General features: G+C 37.8%; 14 protein-coding genes and 2 pseudogenes. 11 read left to right on the forward strand and 5 right to left on the reverse strand.

What is annotated here, in order from left to right; all coding sequences use genetic code 11:
* The 3 genes from G6069_RS03900 to G6069_RS03910 form a co-directional block, all read right to left on the reverse strand.
* Positions 1-1,533: a TolC family protein gene (locus tag G6069_RS03900; protein WP_197293439.1), complete on the reverse strand. Its 1,533-nt coding sequence runs from the start codon at positions 1,531-1,533 to the stop codon at positions 1-3.
* Positions 1,530-2,879, reverse strand: coding sequence for a hemolysin family protein (locus tag G6069_RS03905; RefSeq protein ID WP_000533328.1), 1,350 nt, complete (start codon positions 2,877-2,879; stop codon positions 1,530-1,532). The genes G6069_RS03900 and G6069_RS03905 overlap by 4 nt, the downstream gene beginning before the upstream one ends.
* Positions 2,880-2,980: 101 nt before the next feature.
* The gene (locus G6069_RS03910; RefSeq protein ID WP_197293440.1) at positions 2,981-4,582 is read right to left on the reverse strand and encodes an inorganic phosphate transporter; all 1,602 of its coding nucleotides are present in this window, start codon (positions 4,580-4,582) and stop codon (positions 2,981-2,983) included.
* Positions 4,583-4,722: 140 nt separating this feature from the next.
* On the opposite strand from G6069_RS03910, the gene G6069_RS03915 reads away from it, so the two are divergent.
* From G6069_RS03915 to G6069_RS03960, 10 genes and pseudogenes are all read left to right on the forward strand, one after another.
* On the forward strand, positions 4,723-4,992 hold the full coding sequence (locus tag G6069_RS03915) for a NifU family protein (protein WP_039089339.1): 270 nt from the start codon (positions 4,723-4,725) through the stop codon (positions 4,990-4,992).
* An 11-nt stretch (positions 4,993-5,003) separates the two neighbouring features.
* Positions 5,004-5,615 carry a histidine kinase gene (locus tag G6069_RS03920; protein WP_187867758.1) on the forward strand — a complete coding sequence of 204 codons (612 nt, stop codon included), beginning with the start codon at positions 5,004-5,006 and terminating at the stop codon, positions 5,613-5,615.
* Positions 5,616-5,618: 3 nt separating this feature from the next.
* Complete coding sequence (locus tag G6069_RS03925; RefSeq protein ID WP_197293441.1) at positions 5,619-6,962, forward strand: UDP-N-acetylmuramoyl-L-alanyl-D-glutamate--2,6-diaminopimelate ligase; 1,344 nt, start codon at positions 5,619-5,621, stop codon at positions 6,960-6,962.
* Positions 6,963-6,965: 3 nt separating this feature from the next.
* On the forward strand, positions 6,966-7,916 hold the full coding sequence (tal, locus tag G6069_RS03930) for a transaldolase (RefSeq protein ID WP_197293442.1): 951 nt from the start codon (positions 6,966-6,968) through the stop codon (positions 7,914-7,916).
* A gap of 54 nt (positions 7,917-7,970) precedes the next feature.
* A complete protein-coding gene (locus G6069_RS03935; RefSeq protein ID WP_000889333.1) occupies positions 7,971-8,507 on the forward strand; it encodes a 50S ribosomal protein L25/general stress protein Ctc in 537 nt (178 codons plus the stop codon).
* Positions 8,508-8,516: 9 nt separating this feature from the next.
* A complete protein-coding gene (gene pth / locus G6069_RS03940) occupies positions 8,517-9,077 on the forward strand; it encodes an aminoacyl-tRNA hydrolase (protein WP_197293443.1) in 561 nt (186 codons plus the stop codon).
* Between the two features lie 54 nt (positions 9,078-9,131).
* On the forward strand, positions 9,132-10,199 hold the full coding sequence (locus tag G6069_RS03945) for an LptF/LptG family permease (RefSeq protein ID WP_197293444.1): 1,068 nt from the start codon (positions 9,132-9,134) through the stop codon (positions 10,197-10,199).
* A 56-nt stretch (positions 10,200-10,255) separates the two neighbouring features.
* Positions 10,256-10,334 (forward strand): annotated as a pseudogene (locus G6069_RS03950) (type II methylase); the annotation flags it as partial.
* The gene (locus G6069_RS03955) at positions 10,315-12,537 is read left to right on the forward strand and encodes a DNA cytosine methyltransferase (protein WP_331459015.1); all 2,223 of its coding nucleotides are present in this window, start codon (positions 10,315-10,317) and stop codon (positions 12,535-12,537) included. The pseudogene G6069_RS03950 and the gene G6069_RS03955, both read left to right, overlap by 20 nt.
* Positions 12,538-12,570: 33 nt before the next feature.
* Positions 12,571-13,722: pseudogene (locus G6069_RS03960) on the forward strand (AlwI family type II restriction endonuclease); the annotation flags it as partial.
* A 46-nt stretch (positions 13,723-13,768) separates the two neighbouring features.
* Here the strand turns inward: G6069_RS03960 and G6069_RS03965 are convergent.
* Positions 13,769-14,932 carry an outer membrane protein gene (locus G6069_RS03965; RefSeq protein WP_197293446.1) on the reverse strand — a complete coding sequence of 388 codons (1,164 nt, stop codon included), beginning with the start codon at positions 14,930-14,932 and terminating at the stop codon, positions 13,769-13,771.
* A 181-nt stretch (positions 14,933-15,113) separates the two neighbouring features.
* Between G6069_RS03965 and G6069_RS03970 the strand changes: the two genes are divergently transcribed.
* The gene (locus G6069_RS03970; RefSeq protein WP_000338876.1) at positions 15,114-15,551 is read left to right on the forward strand and encodes a CopD family copper resistance protein; all 438 of its coding nucleotides are present in this window, start codon (positions 15,114-15,116) and stop codon (positions 15,549-15,551) included.
* On the opposite strand, the gene G6069_RS03975 is transcribed toward G6069_RS03970, so the two are convergent.
* Entirely contained in the window at positions 15,548-17,899 is a 2,352-nt protein-coding gene (locus G6069_RS03975) for a heavy metal translocating P-type ATPase (protein ID WP_197293447.1), read from the reverse strand. The two genes, G6069_RS03970 and G6069_RS03975, sit on opposite strands and share 4 nt — an antisense overlap.
* Positions 17,900-17,902: the final 3 nt, after the last annotated feature.

Here is a 17,902-nt window from a genome sequence, read left to right on the forward strand (position 1 = left end):
TTAATAAACAAATTCATAAAATAAATCAATGTGATCGCTTAACGCCATTAAATTCGCTAATGAAACAATGTATTTATAAGCCACGCTTTTTTGCTCCACAATGATAGAAGAAAGCGTGTTCCTCGCATCAATGACTTGAGCGTTCGTACTTAAGCCTTGTAAAAAAGCCTGCTCTTGGAGTTTTAAGTTTTCCTTGGCTAATTCCACGCTAGAAAGCAAGCTTTTGTATTCTTTCAAATAAGAAAGCGTCTCTTTATAAGTCTTATTCACTAATAATTCCATGTTTTTTTTAGCTTGGATTTGCTCGCTACTCACTTGCAACTCCGCTAATTTGCTCGCTTGGTATTTTTGGATACGCCCTGTGGGAGAAAGAATAGGCATGCGCCCGGCTACGCCCACAAACCAACTAGGGATCATGTCTTCAAACACCGAATTGTTTTGTTTCATGAGATAAGAGCCAAAAAAACTCACTTGGGGCAAGAATTTAGCGATCTGTAGTTTCGTGTTTTCTTTAGAGATTTGAACCTGATTTTCTAAAGTCTTTAAAGCCGGGTAGGAATTGAGCGTGGAAGAGACAAAAAAGCTCAAATCGGGCAGATTTTTCTCGGTGTGGATCTCTAATTTGCTTGAAGGCGCTAGATCGTCCTTGCTAGATAAAATGGAATTGAACGAGAGCTGCGAAACTTCTAACACATCTTTAGCCTTAACGCTAGCGATATGGGCCTTATCATAAGCCACTTGAGCACCTAAGGTTTCTACCCTAGCGATTTGCCCTACTTTTTGCATTTTTAAAGCGTTTTGGAAATGCTTATAATGGCCTTTTTCTACCTCTTCTAAAGTTTCAGCCACTTCTGCGTTTAACACCATGCCGTAATACACGCTCACAAGCTCTTGGAAAGTGGAAAGCTTTTTCAAACGATACACTTCATTAGCGTCTTTTTGCATCAAATCCGCAATGCGCACCATCGTGAATCTTGCCCCACCCATATAAAGGGGGTAAATAATGCTCAACGCCCCAATCACGACATTTTGCTTAGAAAACAATAAGGGGGCTTCTAAAGTGCTGCTCAAAGCCCCAAAACCTTGCATCACCCCTTGCATGCCCGCTTGGATTTGAGGGGTTAATACTTGAGGGGGGATATTTTGCTGGATGTTTTGCAAGCCTTGATGGATCTGGTTGGTGGCTTTTTGCACGCCCGGTTGTTTTTGGCTGGCAAAATCCATTTTAATGGGGTTAGAGAGATATACGTAAAAAGCGCTCAAATCAATTTGAGGCAAAAAAGAAAGCTTAGCCGCTAATTTCATTTTACTCGCTCTTTTAATGGCGTATTCTTGCGCATGCAAGCCTTCATGGTTGGATAACACCCTATTCCATGCGTTTTTTAAAGAAAGTTTTTGAGCGTTAGGGTGGTTCAAAGGTAGGCTGTCTTCAGCCAAATTCAAAGAAGAAGGCTCGGTTTGAGAAATCCCATCAACAGCGCTTAAAGAGCTATTGAATAATAAGCCCAATATAAAGAGGGTTGTTTTTTTCATGCTTCATTTTCTCCCTGATCTTGTTTAACCGCTTTCAAGCGTTTTATCCTGGCCCCATCTACGCTTAAGACTTCAAAAGAATACCCATGCGAAACGATTGTATCTCCCTCCATAGGCATGCGCTCTAACAAGCTAAAAACATAGCCCCCAAGCGTTACCTGCTCGCATTCTTTATCAAATTCAATGTGAAGCACTTCTTCTACGCTCTCTAAATCCAGCATGCCCTCTAATTCAAACACGCCCTCTTCAAGCTTGTTCACGCCCTCTTGTTTCAAATCGTATTCGTCGCTAATCTCGCCCATGATCTCTTCAATAATGTCTTCCATAGTGAGCAACCCGGCCGTGCCGCCGTATTCATCAATCACCAAAGCGGTATGGATTTGCTCTTTTTTCATTTTAATAAGGATTTGAGAAATGGAAGCGCTCTCAGGGACGATGATCATTTTCCTGACGATTTGATTGAAATCATGCATTTTGGGGGTAAAAATAGAGCGAGAAAGCAAGTCCCTAATATGCACCATGCCGATAATGTTATCCTTAGAACCCTTACAATAAGGGTAGCGCGTGAAGCGGCTTTTTAAAACAATGTCTATATTTTCTTCATAGCTGTTTTCTTCGTCCAAACACACCATGTCTTTTCGTGGGGTCATGATTTCTTTAGCGCTCGTGTCAGAAAAATCCACCGCGTTTTTAATGATTTCGCCCTCCACCGAATCAATAATGCCCTCTCTCAAACTCTCGCCCACAATGATTTTCAACTCTTCTTCAGAATGCGTGCCATCATGCTCTTTAGGATTGATGCCCACTTTTTTTAAAAAGAAATGAGCGATCACATCAAACAAGCGCACCACCGGGTAAAACACGACCCAAAACACATGCAAAGGGCGTGCGGCAAAAAGAGCGGCTTTTTCAGATTTAGCGATCGCTAAAGACTTTGGCACAATCTCGCCCAACACGACATGCAAAAAAGTGATGCTTAAAAACGCTATGACCACGCTCATTGAATGGATAAAAATAGGATTTTCTCTCAAATCCATAGACTCAAACAGCGCGGCTAACAATTTTGCGATAGCGGGCTCACCCACCCAGCCTAAAGCTAATGAAGAAAGGGTGATGCCTAACTGCGTAGCGCTCAAATAAGTGTCTAGTCTTTGACTCATCTTTAAAGCGAGTTTAGCGTTGGAATTACCGATTTTAACCAGCTCTTCTAAGCGGGTTTTACGCACTTTCACAAGGGCAAACTCTGAAAGCACAAAAAAAGCGTTCAACAGCACCAATAAAAAAGCAACCATCAACATCAAAATCGACTCAGACGGATCCAAATAAGCTCCTTGATTCCTCCCCATGATTTAAACCTAAAACCTAACGATAAATATAAAATAATAAAATCTTAGAATTTTAACATAAAAGATTAAGCCTAACTTTAAAAATCAAGCCTTCAAAAACCCTAGAAATACTTTTCTATAAAACCAAGAGCCACAAACAAAAGCGCCCCCAAAAGCGCAGAAACCGGCACGGTTACCAACCAAGCGGTAACAATCTTTTTTAAAATGGAGCGTTTGATCACTTCTTCTTTATACACTTTTTTAAGCGACTTTTTTTCTTTCTTTTTCAATTCCAAAGCGATGGCGGTGTTCTTGCTTTTTTTCAAGCTCTCTAGCATGAGCGATTTTTCTTTCAAATTGGCTTTATCAAAGCGCTCTAAAAAGCCCTCAATTTCTTCTAAATCTTCCCCAAAGTGCGCCGCTACAATGTTGTCTCTGATTCTGGCAAAACGCCTTCTGGATTGCTCTCTTAAGCGCTCCCTTAAAAAGCCCACCCCAAACACCGCACCCACCACAATATGCGTAGAGCTTACCGGTAAGCCTAATTGAGAGGCTAAAAGCACGGTAATGACTGCTGAAAGCGCGATGCAAAAAGCTTGCATTTTGTCTAATTCTGTGATTTCAGACCCCACCGTTTTAATGAGCTTTGGCCCATACAAGCTCAAGCCTAAAGCGATCCCAGCTGCCCCCACTACCATAATCCACAACGGCACAGAGCTTAAAGTATTCCCCATAGGGCTATTTGCATCTTCTAAAGTTTGACTGATAGCCGCTAAAGGGCCTATAGCGTTAGCCACATCATTAGCCCCATGCGCAAAGCTTAAAAGCGCGGCGGCAAAAATCAAAGGGACATTAAAAAGCTCATTAATGCTTTCATGGCTATTTTCTAATTGCGGGGCTTTTTTTAACACAAATCTTTTAAAAAGAATAAAGATTAGAAGCGCAAGGATGCAACCGCAAGCGAGCTGGATTTCAAAACCCACCGCATAAAGGCGTTTTAAAACCTTAACCATCAAATACCAACTGAACGTTAAGCTCATCAACGCTACCAAATAAGGCACGACCTTTAAAGCCGCGCTCTTTTTATCTTCTTTATAAGCGATAGTCTTTTTAATGAGCATTAAAAAAAACATGGCTATCAAAGCCCCCATTAAAGGCGAGACTACCCAACTAGCCACAATGCCTGATAAAAAATGCCAATTAATAGCAGACATTCCAGCTGCTGCCATTCCAGCCCCCATAATCCCCCCCACTACAGAATGTGAAGTGGAAACAGGAGCGCCAATTAAAGTCGCTACATGCAACCATAACGCCCCACTCAAAAGGCTAGCCAACATGACATTAATGAAAACATGCGCATCATTAATAAATTCAGGCGAAACGATACGGCCCTTAATCGTAGAAACCACTTCCCCCCCAGCAATGATCGCTCCAAGCATTTCGCAAATCGCAGCAATCAAAATCGCCCCGCCCATGCTAATGGCTTTAGAGCCTACGGCAGGGCCGACATTATTAGACACATCGTTCGCGCCAATATTCATCGCCATATACCCCCCAATCACGGCCGCAAAGATGAGCAACAATCCCTTAGAATTAGCCTGCCCAAAAATGAGAGCGAGCAAAGCGGCACCGATGAGAAACAAAAGAGCGAGAGCGATCTTTAAAGTGTCTTTTTGGAGTTTTTTGGAAGCTTTTTCAAACTCTTTGATGTTTTTAATTTCCATACCGTCATCAAAACCTTATTCTAATAGTGGCTCTATTCTATCCAATTAGCCCTTGAGCCACTCTTAAAAAGCGTTGTTTGATAAAAATGGCTCATTATATGGTATCTTAAAGTAAAATTTTAAAAATAAGGTTTTTAAAAATGATAGAATTTAGCGATGAAGATTTACAAAAACCGGTGCGTATTGTGATAGAAAAAATCCGCCCTTACTTGCTCAAAGATGGCGGTAATATTGAAGTGCTAGGGGTAAAAAGCATGAAAATTTATGTGGCTTTAGAGGGAGCGTGCAAGACTTGCTCTAGCAGTAAGATCACTTTAAAAAATGTCATTGAAAGGCAGCTTAAAATGGATATTCACCCCAATTTAGAAGTGGTGTGCTTAGAAAGCGCTAAGGAGTTTGATAAGCTTTAAGGATTATAGGCATGCAGAAGTTTGATTATGAATTTAAAAAGCGTGCGTTGGTTAAAGATGGCTTTTTAGCGTTCAAGCAAGCCCATTACGCTGAAGCGTTACGCCTTTTTTCTGAAGTTTTGTTTTTGGATAAAGACAACCAAAAAGCCAAAGTAGGGGCGTTATTAAGCGACATCGCTAAGGATTTCCCTAAAGAAGCCCATAGCTTTTATGAATTGTATCAAAGCTTGATCGCTATGCAAAAACGGAGTTTAAAAAACCAGGCTGAAGAGCAAATCATCAATTTGATCGCTTCTTTTGATGAGGGATTGAACCAAATGACTGAAAAGATTGATGCGCAAATTTCTCAAAAAGGCGAGGAGTTGAACGGCATTTTGTATGCGGATTTCAAACGCTTGAGCTTGGAGCGCGGTTTTAAGGAAGCGTTTGAAGATTTGATGTTCAGCTCTAGGGTGATTTTTGACAATAAAGAGGATTTTTATGAATTTTTGAAAGAATTGAACCACTATGGCTATTATGAATTGGCGGTAAATTACATTGAAAACATGCATGAAGATTCTTTTATTTACGATAAATTTTTGCGTTCTCTTTTAGAAGACGCTCTCAAATCCAATAAGGCTTAAAGAATGAAGCTTAAAAAAACCCTGACTTATCAAAACCACACCTATTCTTTTTTAAGCGATAACACGAATGAAGTTTTAGAAAACCCTAAAGAAATCCTTTTTGTCAAAACGCCTCTAAATGAAAAATACTCTCCTTTAATTGCAGAAAAAAACCTGGCTATTTTAGATTTTAACGAGCTTAAAAACTACTTTGATTTTAAGATTAAAATTGTAGGGATTACTGGCACTAATGGTAAAACGACCACAGCGAGCTTGATGTATTCCTTGCTCTTAGATTTGAATAAAAAGACCGCTCTTTTAGGCACAAGGGGGTTTTTTATCAACGATGAACGCATCAAAGAAAAGGGCTTGACCACGCCCACTCTTTTAGAGCTTTATAGCGATTTAGAAGAAGCGATGCGCTTGGGGTGTGAATACTTTATTATGGAAGTGAGCTCCCATGCGATTGTCCAAAAGCGCATTGCCGGGCTTGATTTTGCTCTTAAAATCTTAACCAATATCACAAGCGATCATTTAGATTTCCATCAAAATATAGAAAATTACAGGGACGCTAAAAACAGCTTTTTTAAAGATGAGATCTTGAAAGTGATTAACAAAGATGAAGCAAACGCCCTTTTTAACCCCATTAACGCACACACTTACGCACTGGATAAAAAAGCACATTTAAATGTTCAAGCCTTTTCGCTCACCCCCTTTATTAGCGCGTCTTTATGCTACCAACAAGATTTAAGAGAACCTAATCTCAAAGAAATCGCCCTTATGCATTCCCCCCTTTTAGGGCGTTACAACCTTTATAATATTTTAGCGGGCGTTTTAGGGGTCAAATTACTCACTCAATTACCGCTAGAAGTAATCGCGCCGTTATTAGAAAACTTTTATGGGGTGAAGGGGCGTTTGGAAATTGTGCATTCTAAACCTTTGGTGGTTGTGGATTTTGCCCACACCACAGACGGCATGCAACAAGTCTTTGAAAGCTTTAAAAATCAAAAAATCACCGCTCTTTTTGGAGCAGGGGGCGATAGGGATAAAACCAAGCGCCCTAAAATGGGAGCGATAGCGAGTTGTTATGCGTATCAAATCATCTTAACTTCAGACAACCCCAGAAGCGAAAACGAAGAAGACATTATCAAGGATATTTTAAAAGGCATCAGCGATTCTTCTAAAGTCATTGTAGAAAAAGACCGAAAAAAAGCCATTTTAAACGCTTTAGAAAATTTAAAAGACGATGAGGTGTTATTGATTTTAGGCAAGGGTGATGAAAACATTCAAATCTTTAAAGACAAAACGATTTTTTTTAGCGACCAAGAAATCGTTAAAGATTATTATCTCAATTTAAACCAAGGATGAAACATGCAAGAATTCAGTTTGTGGTGCGATTTTATAGAAAGGGATTTTTTAGAAAACGACTTTTTAAAGCTCATCAATAAGGGGGCTATTTGCGGGGCGACGAGTAACCCTAGTTTGTTTTGTGAAGCGATCACCAAAAGCGCGTTTTATCAAGATGAAATCGCTAAACTCAAAGGCCAAAAAGCTAAAGAAATTTATGAAACTTTGGCGCTAAAGGATATTTTACAGGCCTCTAGCGCGTTAATGCCTTTGTATGAAAAAGACCCTAACAACGGCTACATTAGCCTAGAAATTGACCCCTTTTTAGAAGATGATGCTATTAAAAGCATTGATGAAGCCAAGCGGTTATTCAAAACATTAAACCGCCCCAATGTGATGATTAAAGTCCCGGCGAGCGAAAGCGCTCTTGAAGTCATTAGCGCTTTAACTAAAGCTTCTATTCCTATTAATGTAACTTTAGTCTTTTCGCCTAAAATCGCCGGTGGAATCGCTCAAATCTTAGCCAAAGAAGCGCAAAAAAGAGCGGTTATTAGCGTGTTTGTCTCACGATTTGACAAAGAAATAGACCCTTTAGCGCCAAAAAATTTGCAAGCTCAAAGCGGGATCATTAACGCTACCGAGTGCTATTATCAAATCCATCAGCATGCCAATAAGCTAATAAGCACCCTTTTTGCATCCACCGGCGTTAAATCCAACGCTTTAGCTAAAGATTATTACATTAAAGCGTTGTGTTTTAAAAACTCTATCAACACAGCCCCATTAGAGGCTTTAAACGCTTATTTGCTTGACCCAAACACCGAGTGTCAAACCCCTTTAAAGGTTACAGAAATTGAAGCGTTTAAAAGAGAACTGAAAAACCAAAACATTGATTTAGAAAACACCGCTCAAAAACTCCTTAAAGAAGGCTTGATAGCGTTCAAACAATCCTTTGAAAAGCTTTTAAGCAGTTTTTGATTTTTAAGGGTTTTTTGGATAGAATAAGCCCTTATTTTATTTTAAAGGATTGACATGTTAGAAGGCGTTATTAGAGAGAGTATTACTAAAGCTAACGCTAAAGCTTTAAAAAAAGATGGCTATCTAATCGCAAATGTTTATGGAAAGGGCATTGAAAATGTGAATGGCGCGTTCAAATTAAACCCTTTCATTAAATACCTTAAGGAAAAAAAGCATTTGATTTTTCCGGTGAAATTAGGGGATAAGACTTTTGAAGTCGTGGTTCAAGAATACCAAAAAAACCCTGTTACTAACGAGCTTATCCATGTGGATTTGCTCGCTGTTACTAAAGGCGTGAAGTCCAAGTTTAAAGTCCCTGTCAAACACCAAGGCACTCCGGTGGGCTTGAAAAATAAAGGGATTTTGATGCTCTCTAAAAAGCGTATCAGCGTGGAATGCGCTCCAGAGCATTTGCCCGATCACTATTTAGTGGATGTGGCCCCTTTAGATGTGAATGAGTCTATTTTGGTGCGCGATTTAGAAAAACACGAGAATGTTAAGATCTTAGATCATGATTCTATCGCTGTGATCGGTGTGATTAAGGCGAAGTGATTTTAGGCTATGACGCTTTTAGTAGGTTTAGGCAACCCTACTTTGCGTTACGCTCACACCAGACACAACGCTGGTTTTGATATTTTAGATTCGCTCGTTAGCGAATTGAATCTTTCTTTCGCTTTTTCTCCCAAACACAACGCTTATTTATGCGTTTATAAGGATTTTATCTTACTCAAGCCCCAAACTTACATGAATTTGAGCGGCGAGAGCGTTTTAAGCGCTAAAAATTTTTACAAAACTAAAGAGCTTTTAATTGTCCATGACGACTTGGATTTACCTTTAGGCGTTGTGAGGTTTAAAAATGGTGGGGGGAATGGAGGGCATAACGGCCTAAAATCCATTGATTTATTGTGTTCGAATTCTTATTACCGCTTGAGGGTGGGGATTTCTAAAGGGATTGGTGTGATTGAGCATGTGCTTTCAAGATTCCACAAAAACGAAGAGCCTTTAAAAAACGCTGCGTTTGAACATGCCAAAAACGCCTTAAAATTTTTTATAGAAAGCCATGATTTTAACGCTATGCAAAATCGTTTCACGCTTAAAAAACCTTTACAAATAGAAAGTTAGATGCGCTCTATCCAAAATTTTAAGTTTTTATCATGGTTTGAATAAGGGTTTAAAGTGCGTTTGTTTAGATTTGTGGGGTGGTATTATTTCAAATACTTTTTAATCGTGCTTTTGGCTTTGGAATTGTTTTTTGTAGGCATTGACAGCCTGAAATACGCCGATAAAATGCCTGATTCTGCGAACATGATCATTTTATTTTTCACCTATGATATTTTATTCGCGCTCAATTACACCTTGCCCATTTCCTTGCTTTTGGCGATGGTTTTATTTTACATCACCTTCATTAAATCCAACCAATACACCGCCCTGCTCTCCATTGGCTTTTCCAAACGCCAGATTTTAAACCCTATTTTTTTGATTAGCCTGTTTTTCACGGCTGTTTATGTGGGGTTGAACGCGACTCCTTTTGTGTATATGGAAGAAAAAACGCAAAATTTAATCTATAAAGACAATTCTTTGAGCGTTTCAGAGCATTTGTTAGTGAAATATAACGATGATTACGTGTATTTTGATAAGATTAATCCCTTATTGCAAAAAGCCCAAAATATCAAGGTTTTTCGCTTAAAAGACAGGACTTTAGAATCTTACGCTGAAGCTAAAGAAGCTTTTTTTGAAGACAAGTATTGGATCTTGCATGACACTACTATCTATGAGATGCCCTTGAGTTTTGAACTGGGCGCGAACGCTTTAAACACCACGCGTTTAGAAACCTTTAAAACGCTCAAAAATTTCCGCCCTAAAGTTTTAGACACCATTTACCAAAACAAGCCCGCGGTTTCTATCACAGACGCTCTTTTTTCCTTGCATGCTCTAGTGCGCCAAAACGCCGACACGAAAAAAGTGCGTTCGTTTTTGTATGTGTTTGCGATTTTGCCCTTTTTTGTGCCGTTTTTAAGCGTTTTAATCGCTTATTTTTCGCCCAGTCTCGCCCGCTATGAAAATTTGGCTCTTTTAGGGCTAAAGTTTATCATCATCACGCTCGTTGTTTGGGGGCTATTCTTTGCTTTGGGGAAGTTCAGCATTTCAGGGATACTCATTCCTGAAATAGGCGTGCTATCGCCCTTTTTCGTATTTTTAGCTCTTAGTCTTTGGTATTTTAAAAAGCTTAATAAGAGATTATGATTTTTAAATCTTACATATTACTAAGTGGTTTTATCCTCTTAGTTTAAAGGTGGCTAGTGGAAAGATTTAATCTAAAAAACCGCCGGTATATCGGCTCAAAAACCAAGCTTATAGAGTGGGTATTTGGGAATTTAATAAAAGACTCGTTTATTGCGATCATGTTGATTTTTATAGCATTTTTGCTATAGTATTTGCCAAGAAATCAAAATTTTATAGGAATACTTGTTTGTTAACTTATGCAGATTTATTTGCAGGTATCGGTGGCTTTAGACTTGCTTTAGATTCTTTGGGCTTAAAATGTGTTTTTAGTGCAGAGAACAACCCCCATGCTATAGCTGTGTATAAAGCGAATTTTAATGATGACTCCACTTGTGATATTACTATTTTAAATCCAAATACTATGCCAAATTTTGATATTTTATGTGCAGGGTTTCCTTGTCAAGCATTCTCAGTATGCGGCAAACAAAAAGGTTTTGAAGACACAACAAGAGGAACGCTGTTTTTTGATATTTGTAGAATTCTAGAAAATAAAAAGCCAAAAATTTTTATCTTAGAAAATGTAAAAAATCTCTTAAAACACAATAAAGGCAACACACTATTTGTAATGTTACAAGCCCTTAGTAATTTAGGTTATAGTGTTAGTTATAAAATTTTAAACGCTAAAGATTTTTCAGTCCCACAAAACAGAGAAAGAATTATCATTGTAGGATATTTGGGTTCTCAAGTATTTGATTTTAATCCTATCAAAAAAAATCCTATTATTAGCATGCAAAATTTTTTAGATAAGAGTGGTTATTTTAAAATTTTAAAACCCCATGAATACACATTGTTAGATAGCCAATTGCTCAAAAGACAAAATTCAGGACTCATTTTTTGTGGCTATCGTAATAAGAAAATCCGCACTAAGGGCACAAGAGAAAATACGGAACACTTAAGTAGGGTTCATAAACAGCCTAATAGAATTTATCATGCAGGGGGAATACACCCAACACTTGCCAGTCAAGAACAAAGCGGTCGCTACTTTATCTATGTTAATAATTTAGTGAGAAAATTAACCATAAATGAATGTTTTTCTTTTATGGGGTTTCCTAAAGATTTCAAAAAAATCGGTACAAATTCACAGCTTTATGAACGCATTGGTAACAGCATATGCGTTCCTATGGTTAAGGCTATTATAAAAGAAGTGTTAAATCAATTTTACAAACAACCCCTTAAGGAAAATAACATGCAAAATAAAACTTTGGAATTTTTAGAAAAAATTTATAAAGAATGCGTGAGCTTAAAAAATTTAGACAGCTTGGGTTTAAGCGAAATACAACTCCAAAAAACCCAAACGATTGTTGAAAAAGAAGAAACATTTAAAGGTGTTTATACGGTTTTAATTACGAGTTTAGTTTATAAGAGCAACTACCCCAATCAAGATATTAGATTTCATCAAGCAAATATGGATAATGGGTATAGTGGTAGAAGTTTTGATACTAAATTTATCACACCTTTTTTAAAACAAAAACAATTTCTAGGGGCTATGAAAGAGAGTGGATGGCTCACAAGAAGTTTGGAACAAAATTTGCCATATACACTAGACTATCCAGGAAAAATTTCAAATATTGCTGTTAAAAAAGCGTTTTTAGAAATCTTAGATGATATAGAAAAAAATCCAAACTTATCTATACCATACTTAAAAGCCTTATTCTATTTGAGTATTAGAGAAAAAACTAAAAAAGCCATTATTCTTGTTAAACCTACCATAAAGGAATCTAGCTATACTATAGACTTTATTATCAATACACTGCAAAAACATTTTAACTTCACTTATAAAAGTAGGGGAGCTTCTATACTGCCTGTGGTAGCTTTGTTTAGTCTATATGAATGTCTAATTTTGGAATTAGAGCGTTTTACTAATAAAAGCTTAAAACCTTTAGATTCTCATTATAGTTGTGATAAAAGCAGTGGCAATGCCGGAGATATTGTAATTTTAGATGAACAAAAACAATTGTTTGAAGTTATAGAGATTAAATTTAATATTGCTATAGACAGCATTATATTACAAGATTCTTATAAGAAAATTGCTCAAACACCTATTAAAAGATATTATATATTAAGCACTTTACCTATTCAAAATAAAGCAGAATTACAAAAAATTACAAATAAAATTGAACATGAACATGGTTGTCAAGTAATTGTTAATGGGGTTTATGATACTTTAAAATACTATTTAAGACTGATTAAAAACACGGAAAATTTTATAAATAATTATCTTAAAAATATCTCACAAAATACGGAAATCAATGAAGAACACAAGCTTGCATGGAATAGTGTTATTGACTTAAATAAATAATTTTTTAACAAGTCCAACAACGAACTTTTAAAAAATAAAATAGTTGGGGCTATATTTTTAAACGCTCTGTCTAAATATGAAGTAGGAAACCCTTACAAAAAGAATTTAAACCATAACAACCCTTTCAAACTATTGCTCTCGCTTTTAAAACGACTCAAAAATGCCCATCTAACTCCCCTATCTGTCAAAGAAATCCCTATTTTACTTTGTTGGAAAGACGATAACGCTAAAGGGCTTTATAACTACATTATTCGTTTAAGACAAGAAATTGTTACTATCAATAAAACAGAATTCAGTTACTCAGATGAATTTATCTATGAAAAATGCCTAAAACTTTTAGAAAGTGTTAATAAAACACGATTCAAAATGAGCCAAATCACTAACGAAGCCGTTGATGAATACATTAGAAAAATGCGTATTACAGGACTTATTTCATTGCGTGGTAATGGTAGGTTTATTGATATTAATACTAATGAAAATAATAAAATAGATTACATTTTACAAACTCATAAGGCTTTTAAAGGGGATTATTTAAACGACACTCAAGCTAACAAACTCGCCTTTTTTAACTACATGTCAATCGTGGATAGCTTTCTTGTTAGCGTTACTCCAATCAGCGCTAATGAGAGCGTTAAATCAAGCAAATTGAATGAACTAGCAACCACTTATACTAAAGATTTTATCAAGCAAGAATTACTCATTACTTGCAACAAGCAAGAATCAAGAGATAGTTTTTTAAGACTCATTGATAAACCTTTACGCTTGGAATTTTTAAGTGCTATTTTCTTGAAACAACATTTTGAAAATTTAAGCGTGATACCCAATTATAAAAGCGACGATGAAGGCTTGCCCATATACACAGCAAGCGGTAACAAACCTGATATTGTAGCTATGGACACAAAAGCCCAAAGTTATATAGAAGTGAGCTTGATTAGAGATAGAAGTCAAAGCGAAATGATACCTATTGCCAGACATTTAAAAGAATTGATTAAAAATAGCACTGATATTAGAGAAAAATTTAGTGTTTTTGTGGCTCCAAATATCCATGATGACGCCAAAGAATAGGCGGGATTTGCCCATTTCAAAGACAATATTAACATACGCTGTTATGCCATTAATGATTTTATCAAAAAAGTAGAAAATAGTGCAGAATGGTTACAGATCAATGACCATTTGAAAGCTTAAGCATCAAGCTTTCATATCCAAGCCTTGCCTAAAAACCCTACCAAACTTAAAAAGTATAAACATAGCGCAAATACATAGAATACTGACGGCGCAAGGTTTGGGTTAAGCTGAAATTGGTTTCTGCTCCTGTGATAGTGGTTGGTTTGCCGTCTTTTAGCGGGCCTTGGCTTTGTTCTTTGATAGTGGTAGAGCCTTTAAAAAAGTGATTAGGGAGCGTGGGGATTTTGATGCCAAACTCAATGCCATGGTGTTCAAAAATATTAGTTCTAACGCCCACATTCACTAAAAATTGGAAAATCGTGTGATTCACCTTAGCGTTTAATTTTCCTGTGGTATAGACGCTATTAGGGTTAATCCCCACATTGCAACTCGCCGGCGTCGTGTCCCCGCAAGTGATTGTGCCATCAGCGTTAGTCATGTAAGCGTCAGCGTCCGTATTGACGCCATAAACATACCCGTCCTTAAAATACCCCACACGATTATTAGTCCAAGTGTTACCCGCAAAATTCACGCCTAGAAAAAACCCGGCCGTGGCTTTAGGCTTGTCTATAATATTAAAAAGCATGTCTGTGCCAAAACCATAAGTATACATGTCTGCTTTTTGATCGCTCAAATAAAAGGGCGATATGGCGTTAGCGGCCCTAGAGTTAGAGAAATTGGTATGCCCGTAATCAAAAAAGCCATAATAACGCAGCCCAAACCACCTTTTTTTACCCACAAAATGCTTATACCCTGTTATCACGCCTAGCCCATACATCGGCTGGTTACGGCCAGGAATGTCCTTATTGGTGCTAAGCATGGTGCGAGAAGTCCAATTGACCACGCAGTTAGCTTTAGTATAGCCTGGCGTTCCTGGCGTCCCTGAAGCTGGCTGACAGCCACCGGTCTGCCCATTAGGGACTTTACCATTATCATTGGCTGAAACATCGCCAAAAGGCACTTGAAACAATTCGCCGTTTTTATAAGCGTTTGTCTTTTGATCAGCCCTACCCACTTCCAAGCTGATCCCCACAAACGCGCCATTCTTTTCATGGGCATTTAAAGGGTTTGTCAGCCATAACGAACTCAAAAGAGCGCCTAAAATTACCGAGCCTTTTTTAGAAATTTCTAAAGATTGAGCTATCAAAACAGATTCCTTACGATTAAAATTTTTACAAACCATTTTGCAATCTTGCCTTCTATTTTTCTTCTTTGTCATAAAATTGAGCATCACTCTCTAGGGTCTCCGCTTAAGTGTTACTTTTTTAATTATTTTATTATAGCTAATTGCAATCTTAAAAGTCAAACAAAAACCACCCCTAAAATTCCCATAATAATGGGCTACTTGACAATAAAATCCTTTTATAGTAGATTAAAAACTCTTTAATTTTCCCATGAATAAAGGATTTTAAATGGATGCGATTTATCCTTATGTGTTGGTTGTTCATTTATTGTGCGCTATTATTTTTATTGGCTACTTGTTTTTTGATGGGGTAATTTTCCCCAATGTGAAGAAAATGTTTGGCGAAGAGTTTGCCAATAAAGCGAATACAGGAATCACTCAAAGAGCGATCAAGATCATGCCCTTATGCGTTTTAGGGCTTGTTTTAACAGGGGGCATGATGCTTAGCCAATACATGGGGGGCGATAAAGGCTGGTGTGAAACCCCTTTTCAAAAGATACTCATGCTTAAAGTGATCTTAGCGTTAAGCATTTTTCTTTTAGTGCTTTTTTCTTTATCGTGTAAGTTTTTGGGTAAGAAAAACCCTATTGGCAAATATATCCACCCTATCGCTCTAACTTTTGGCTTTTTAATCGCCATTTTAGCCAAAACGATGTGGTTTGTTTAAGAGCGTTTCAACCTCAAAGAATTTAAGACCACTAAGAGCGAGCTAGCACTCATGCTCAAACTCGCTATTAAAGGGTTAATGTATCCTAGCATAGCGACCGGGATTAAAATAGCGTTATAAATCAAGCTCAAAACAATGTTTTGCAACACCACTTGATAGACTTTTTGAGCGTTATCAAACGCTTTTTTTAGCAAACTCAAATCCTCTTCTAAAAGCAAAATATCGCATGCGCTTTTACTCAAAGCGCTTTTTTCAAACCCCAAAGAAACGCTCGCTTGTTTTAAGGCTAGCGCGTCATTATTGCCATCGCCTATCATTGCGCATACGCCCTTATAAGAGCTGATGATTTGAGCCTTATCTTCAGGGGTCAAATGGGCATGATACTTAGAAATCCCTAATTTTTTCGCGCACTCTTTAACCGAGCTTTCATTATCCCCGCTTAAAATTTCTAATTCTAAGCCTTGATTTTGTAAAGCCTGAATGACTTCTTTAGCGTTAGCTTTCAAACGCTCTTCTAAAATGAATAACGCGCATAAGGTCTTGTTTTTCGCAAAACCTACCATGATATTAGCGCCCTCTTTGACCTTTAAATCAACCCCCATAGCGTTTAAAAATTTCAAACTCCCCACTAGCAAAGTTTCGTTTTGATAGCTCGCTTTTAAGCCATGAGCGAAAAACTCTATCTTTTCTAAATTAACCTCATCGCCATCTAATGATTTAAGAATCGCGCTATGGGCTAAATGCTCCCTGGTTTTTAAAAGGCTCTTCAAAAGCCTTCCATCAAATTCTTCATAAATGATTTTTTCTTTTAAAAGGACTTCTTTTTGCGTGAGGGTGCCGGTTTTGTCTATAAAGATTTTTTTCACTTTAGCCAGAGTTTCTAAAAACAACGCTTCCTTAAACACGATCAAAGGGTTTTTAAACACCCCTATCACTAACGCAATGGGCGTAGCTAAAGCGAACGCGCAAGGGCAGCTTATGACTAACACGCTAATACACACCATTAAAGCTTTTTCAAAATTACCCCCCAAACCAAATTGCCACAATAAAAAGCTCACAAAGGCTAAAAACAACACCGCTTTAGAAAAAATATCCGCAATTTTATTCGCGCTGCTCTCAATTAAGGGCTTTTCTAAAAAACTCTTTTTTAAAGTTTCTAACAAACTAGAAAGGCGTGAGTTTTGGAAATTAGCGCTCACTTGATAGCTAAAAGGCACGCCCACATTCACATAACCCCCTAAAATTGGATCATTAACCCCCAATTCCAAAGGCTTAAACTCCCCGCTAATCAAAGACGCATCCACGCTCGCATGATTTAAAAGCACGCCATCTAGTGCGATTTTAGCCCCGCTTGGCACCCAAACAACAGAGCCTATCGCCACATCTTTAGGGTGTTTTTCTATCTGTTTGCCATTTTCTACAACAATCACGCTATGGATTTCATGCGATTCTAGGGCCAAACATTTTTCATTCGCAAACAGCCTGGCTTTTAATTCCAAAAACTTAGAGCCAAAAACAAGCGTTAAAATCGTGCTGCTCGCTTCAAAATAAGTTTCTTGAGACACCAACATGGCATAAACGGAATAAACAAACGCCGACAACGCCCCAAAAGACACGCTCAAATCCATGCCCAAAACGCCATTTTTTAGCCCATAAAACGCCCCCTTAATGAAAAAACGCCCCACCACCACTAGCACCAACAAGCTTAAAAAGAGCGATACGAGTTCCAAATTCCTTTGCATGAGCTTATCCATGCCGCTACCATAACTCGCAGCACCATAACTTGCGTATTTGGCAATGGCAATAAACATCAAATTCATGGTGGCAAAAAACCCCACGCTCAAAGTGAGCAAATAGGAGCGTTGCTCTTTTTGCGCTTTTAGGGTGTAATTTTTTGCATTATAGATTTTAGCCCCATAGCCCAAACTCTCAATTTTTTGAATAATCTCTTTAGGGTCTAAGGACTTCTCAAACACGATTTGTAAATGGTGGGTGGTGAAATTCACGCTCACTTTTTTAACCCCACTTAAACGCTCTAAAACCTTTTGATTGAGCCACAAGCAAGCGTTACAATGCGTTTTTTCTAGCAAAAGATTGAGGATTAATTCGCCCTTATTGTTTTCTTCAAGGGCTTGTTCTAATTCCAAAGCGCTCATTGAATCTTGGGGCGTTACGGGGGCTAAAGTGGAATCGTTTAATTTGTCATAAAAACTCTCTAAATTCAAATCTAACAATAACGCATACACCCTAGCGCACCCCGTGCAGCAAAAATACAATTCCTTATGATGGATCACCTCTTTAAAAAGCTCACTTTCTTTAAACTCCAACTGGCAATGCGAACATTTCATTTT

It is taken from the genome of Helicobacter pylori, from assembly GCF_017594925.1.
Lineage (GTDB): Bacteria > Campylobacterota > Campylobacteria > Campylobacterales > Helicobacteraceae > Helicobacter > Helicobacter pylori_DP.

Coding starts and splice junctions, on each gene's coding strand:
- G6069_RS03900 (WP_197293439.1), bottom strand. CDS start 1,533: ATGAAAAAAACAACCCTCTTTATATTGGGCTTATTATTCAATAGCTCT.
- G6069_RS03905 (WP_000533328.1), bottom strand. CDS start 2,879: ATGGGGAGGAATCAAGGAGCTTATTTGGATCCGTCTGAGTCGATTTTG.
- G6069_RS03910 (WP_197293440.1), bottom strand. CDS start 4,582: ATGGAAATTAAAAACATCAAAGAGTTTGAAAAAGCTTCCAAAAAACTC.
- G6069_RS03915 (WP_039089339.1), top strand. CDS start 4,723: ATGATAGAATTTAGCGATGAAGATTTACAAAAACCGGTGCGTATTGTG.
- G6069_RS03920 (WP_187867758.1), top strand. CDS start 5,004: ATGCAGAAGTTTGATTATGAATTTAAAAAGCGTGCGTTGGTTAAAGAT.
- G6069_RS03925 (WP_197293441.1), top strand. CDS start 5,619: ATGAAGCTTAAAAAAACCCTGACTTATCAAAACCACACCTATTCTTTT.
- tal (WP_197293442.1), top strand. CDS start 6,966: ATGCAAGAATTCAGTTTGTGGTGCGATTTTATAGAAAGGGATTTTTTA.
- G6069_RS03935 (WP_000889333.1), top strand. CDS start 7,971: ATGTTAGAAGGCGTTATTAGAGAGAGTATTACTAAAGCTAACGCTAAA.
- pth (WP_197293443.1), top strand. CDS start 8,517: ATGACGCTTTTAGTAGGTTTAGGCAACCCTACTTTGCGTTACGCTCAC.
- G6069_RS03965 (WP_197293446.1), bottom strand. CDS start 14,932: ATGCTCAATTTTATGACAAAGAAGAAAAATAGAAGGCAAGATTGCAAA.
- G6069_RS03970 (WP_000338876.1), top strand. CDS start 15,114: ATGGATGCGATTTATCCTTATGTGTTGGTTGTTCATTTATTGTGCGCT.
- G6069_RS03975 (WP_197293447.1), bottom strand. CDS start 17,899: ATGAAATGTTCGCATTGCCAGTTGGAGTTTAAAGAAAGTGAGCTTTTT.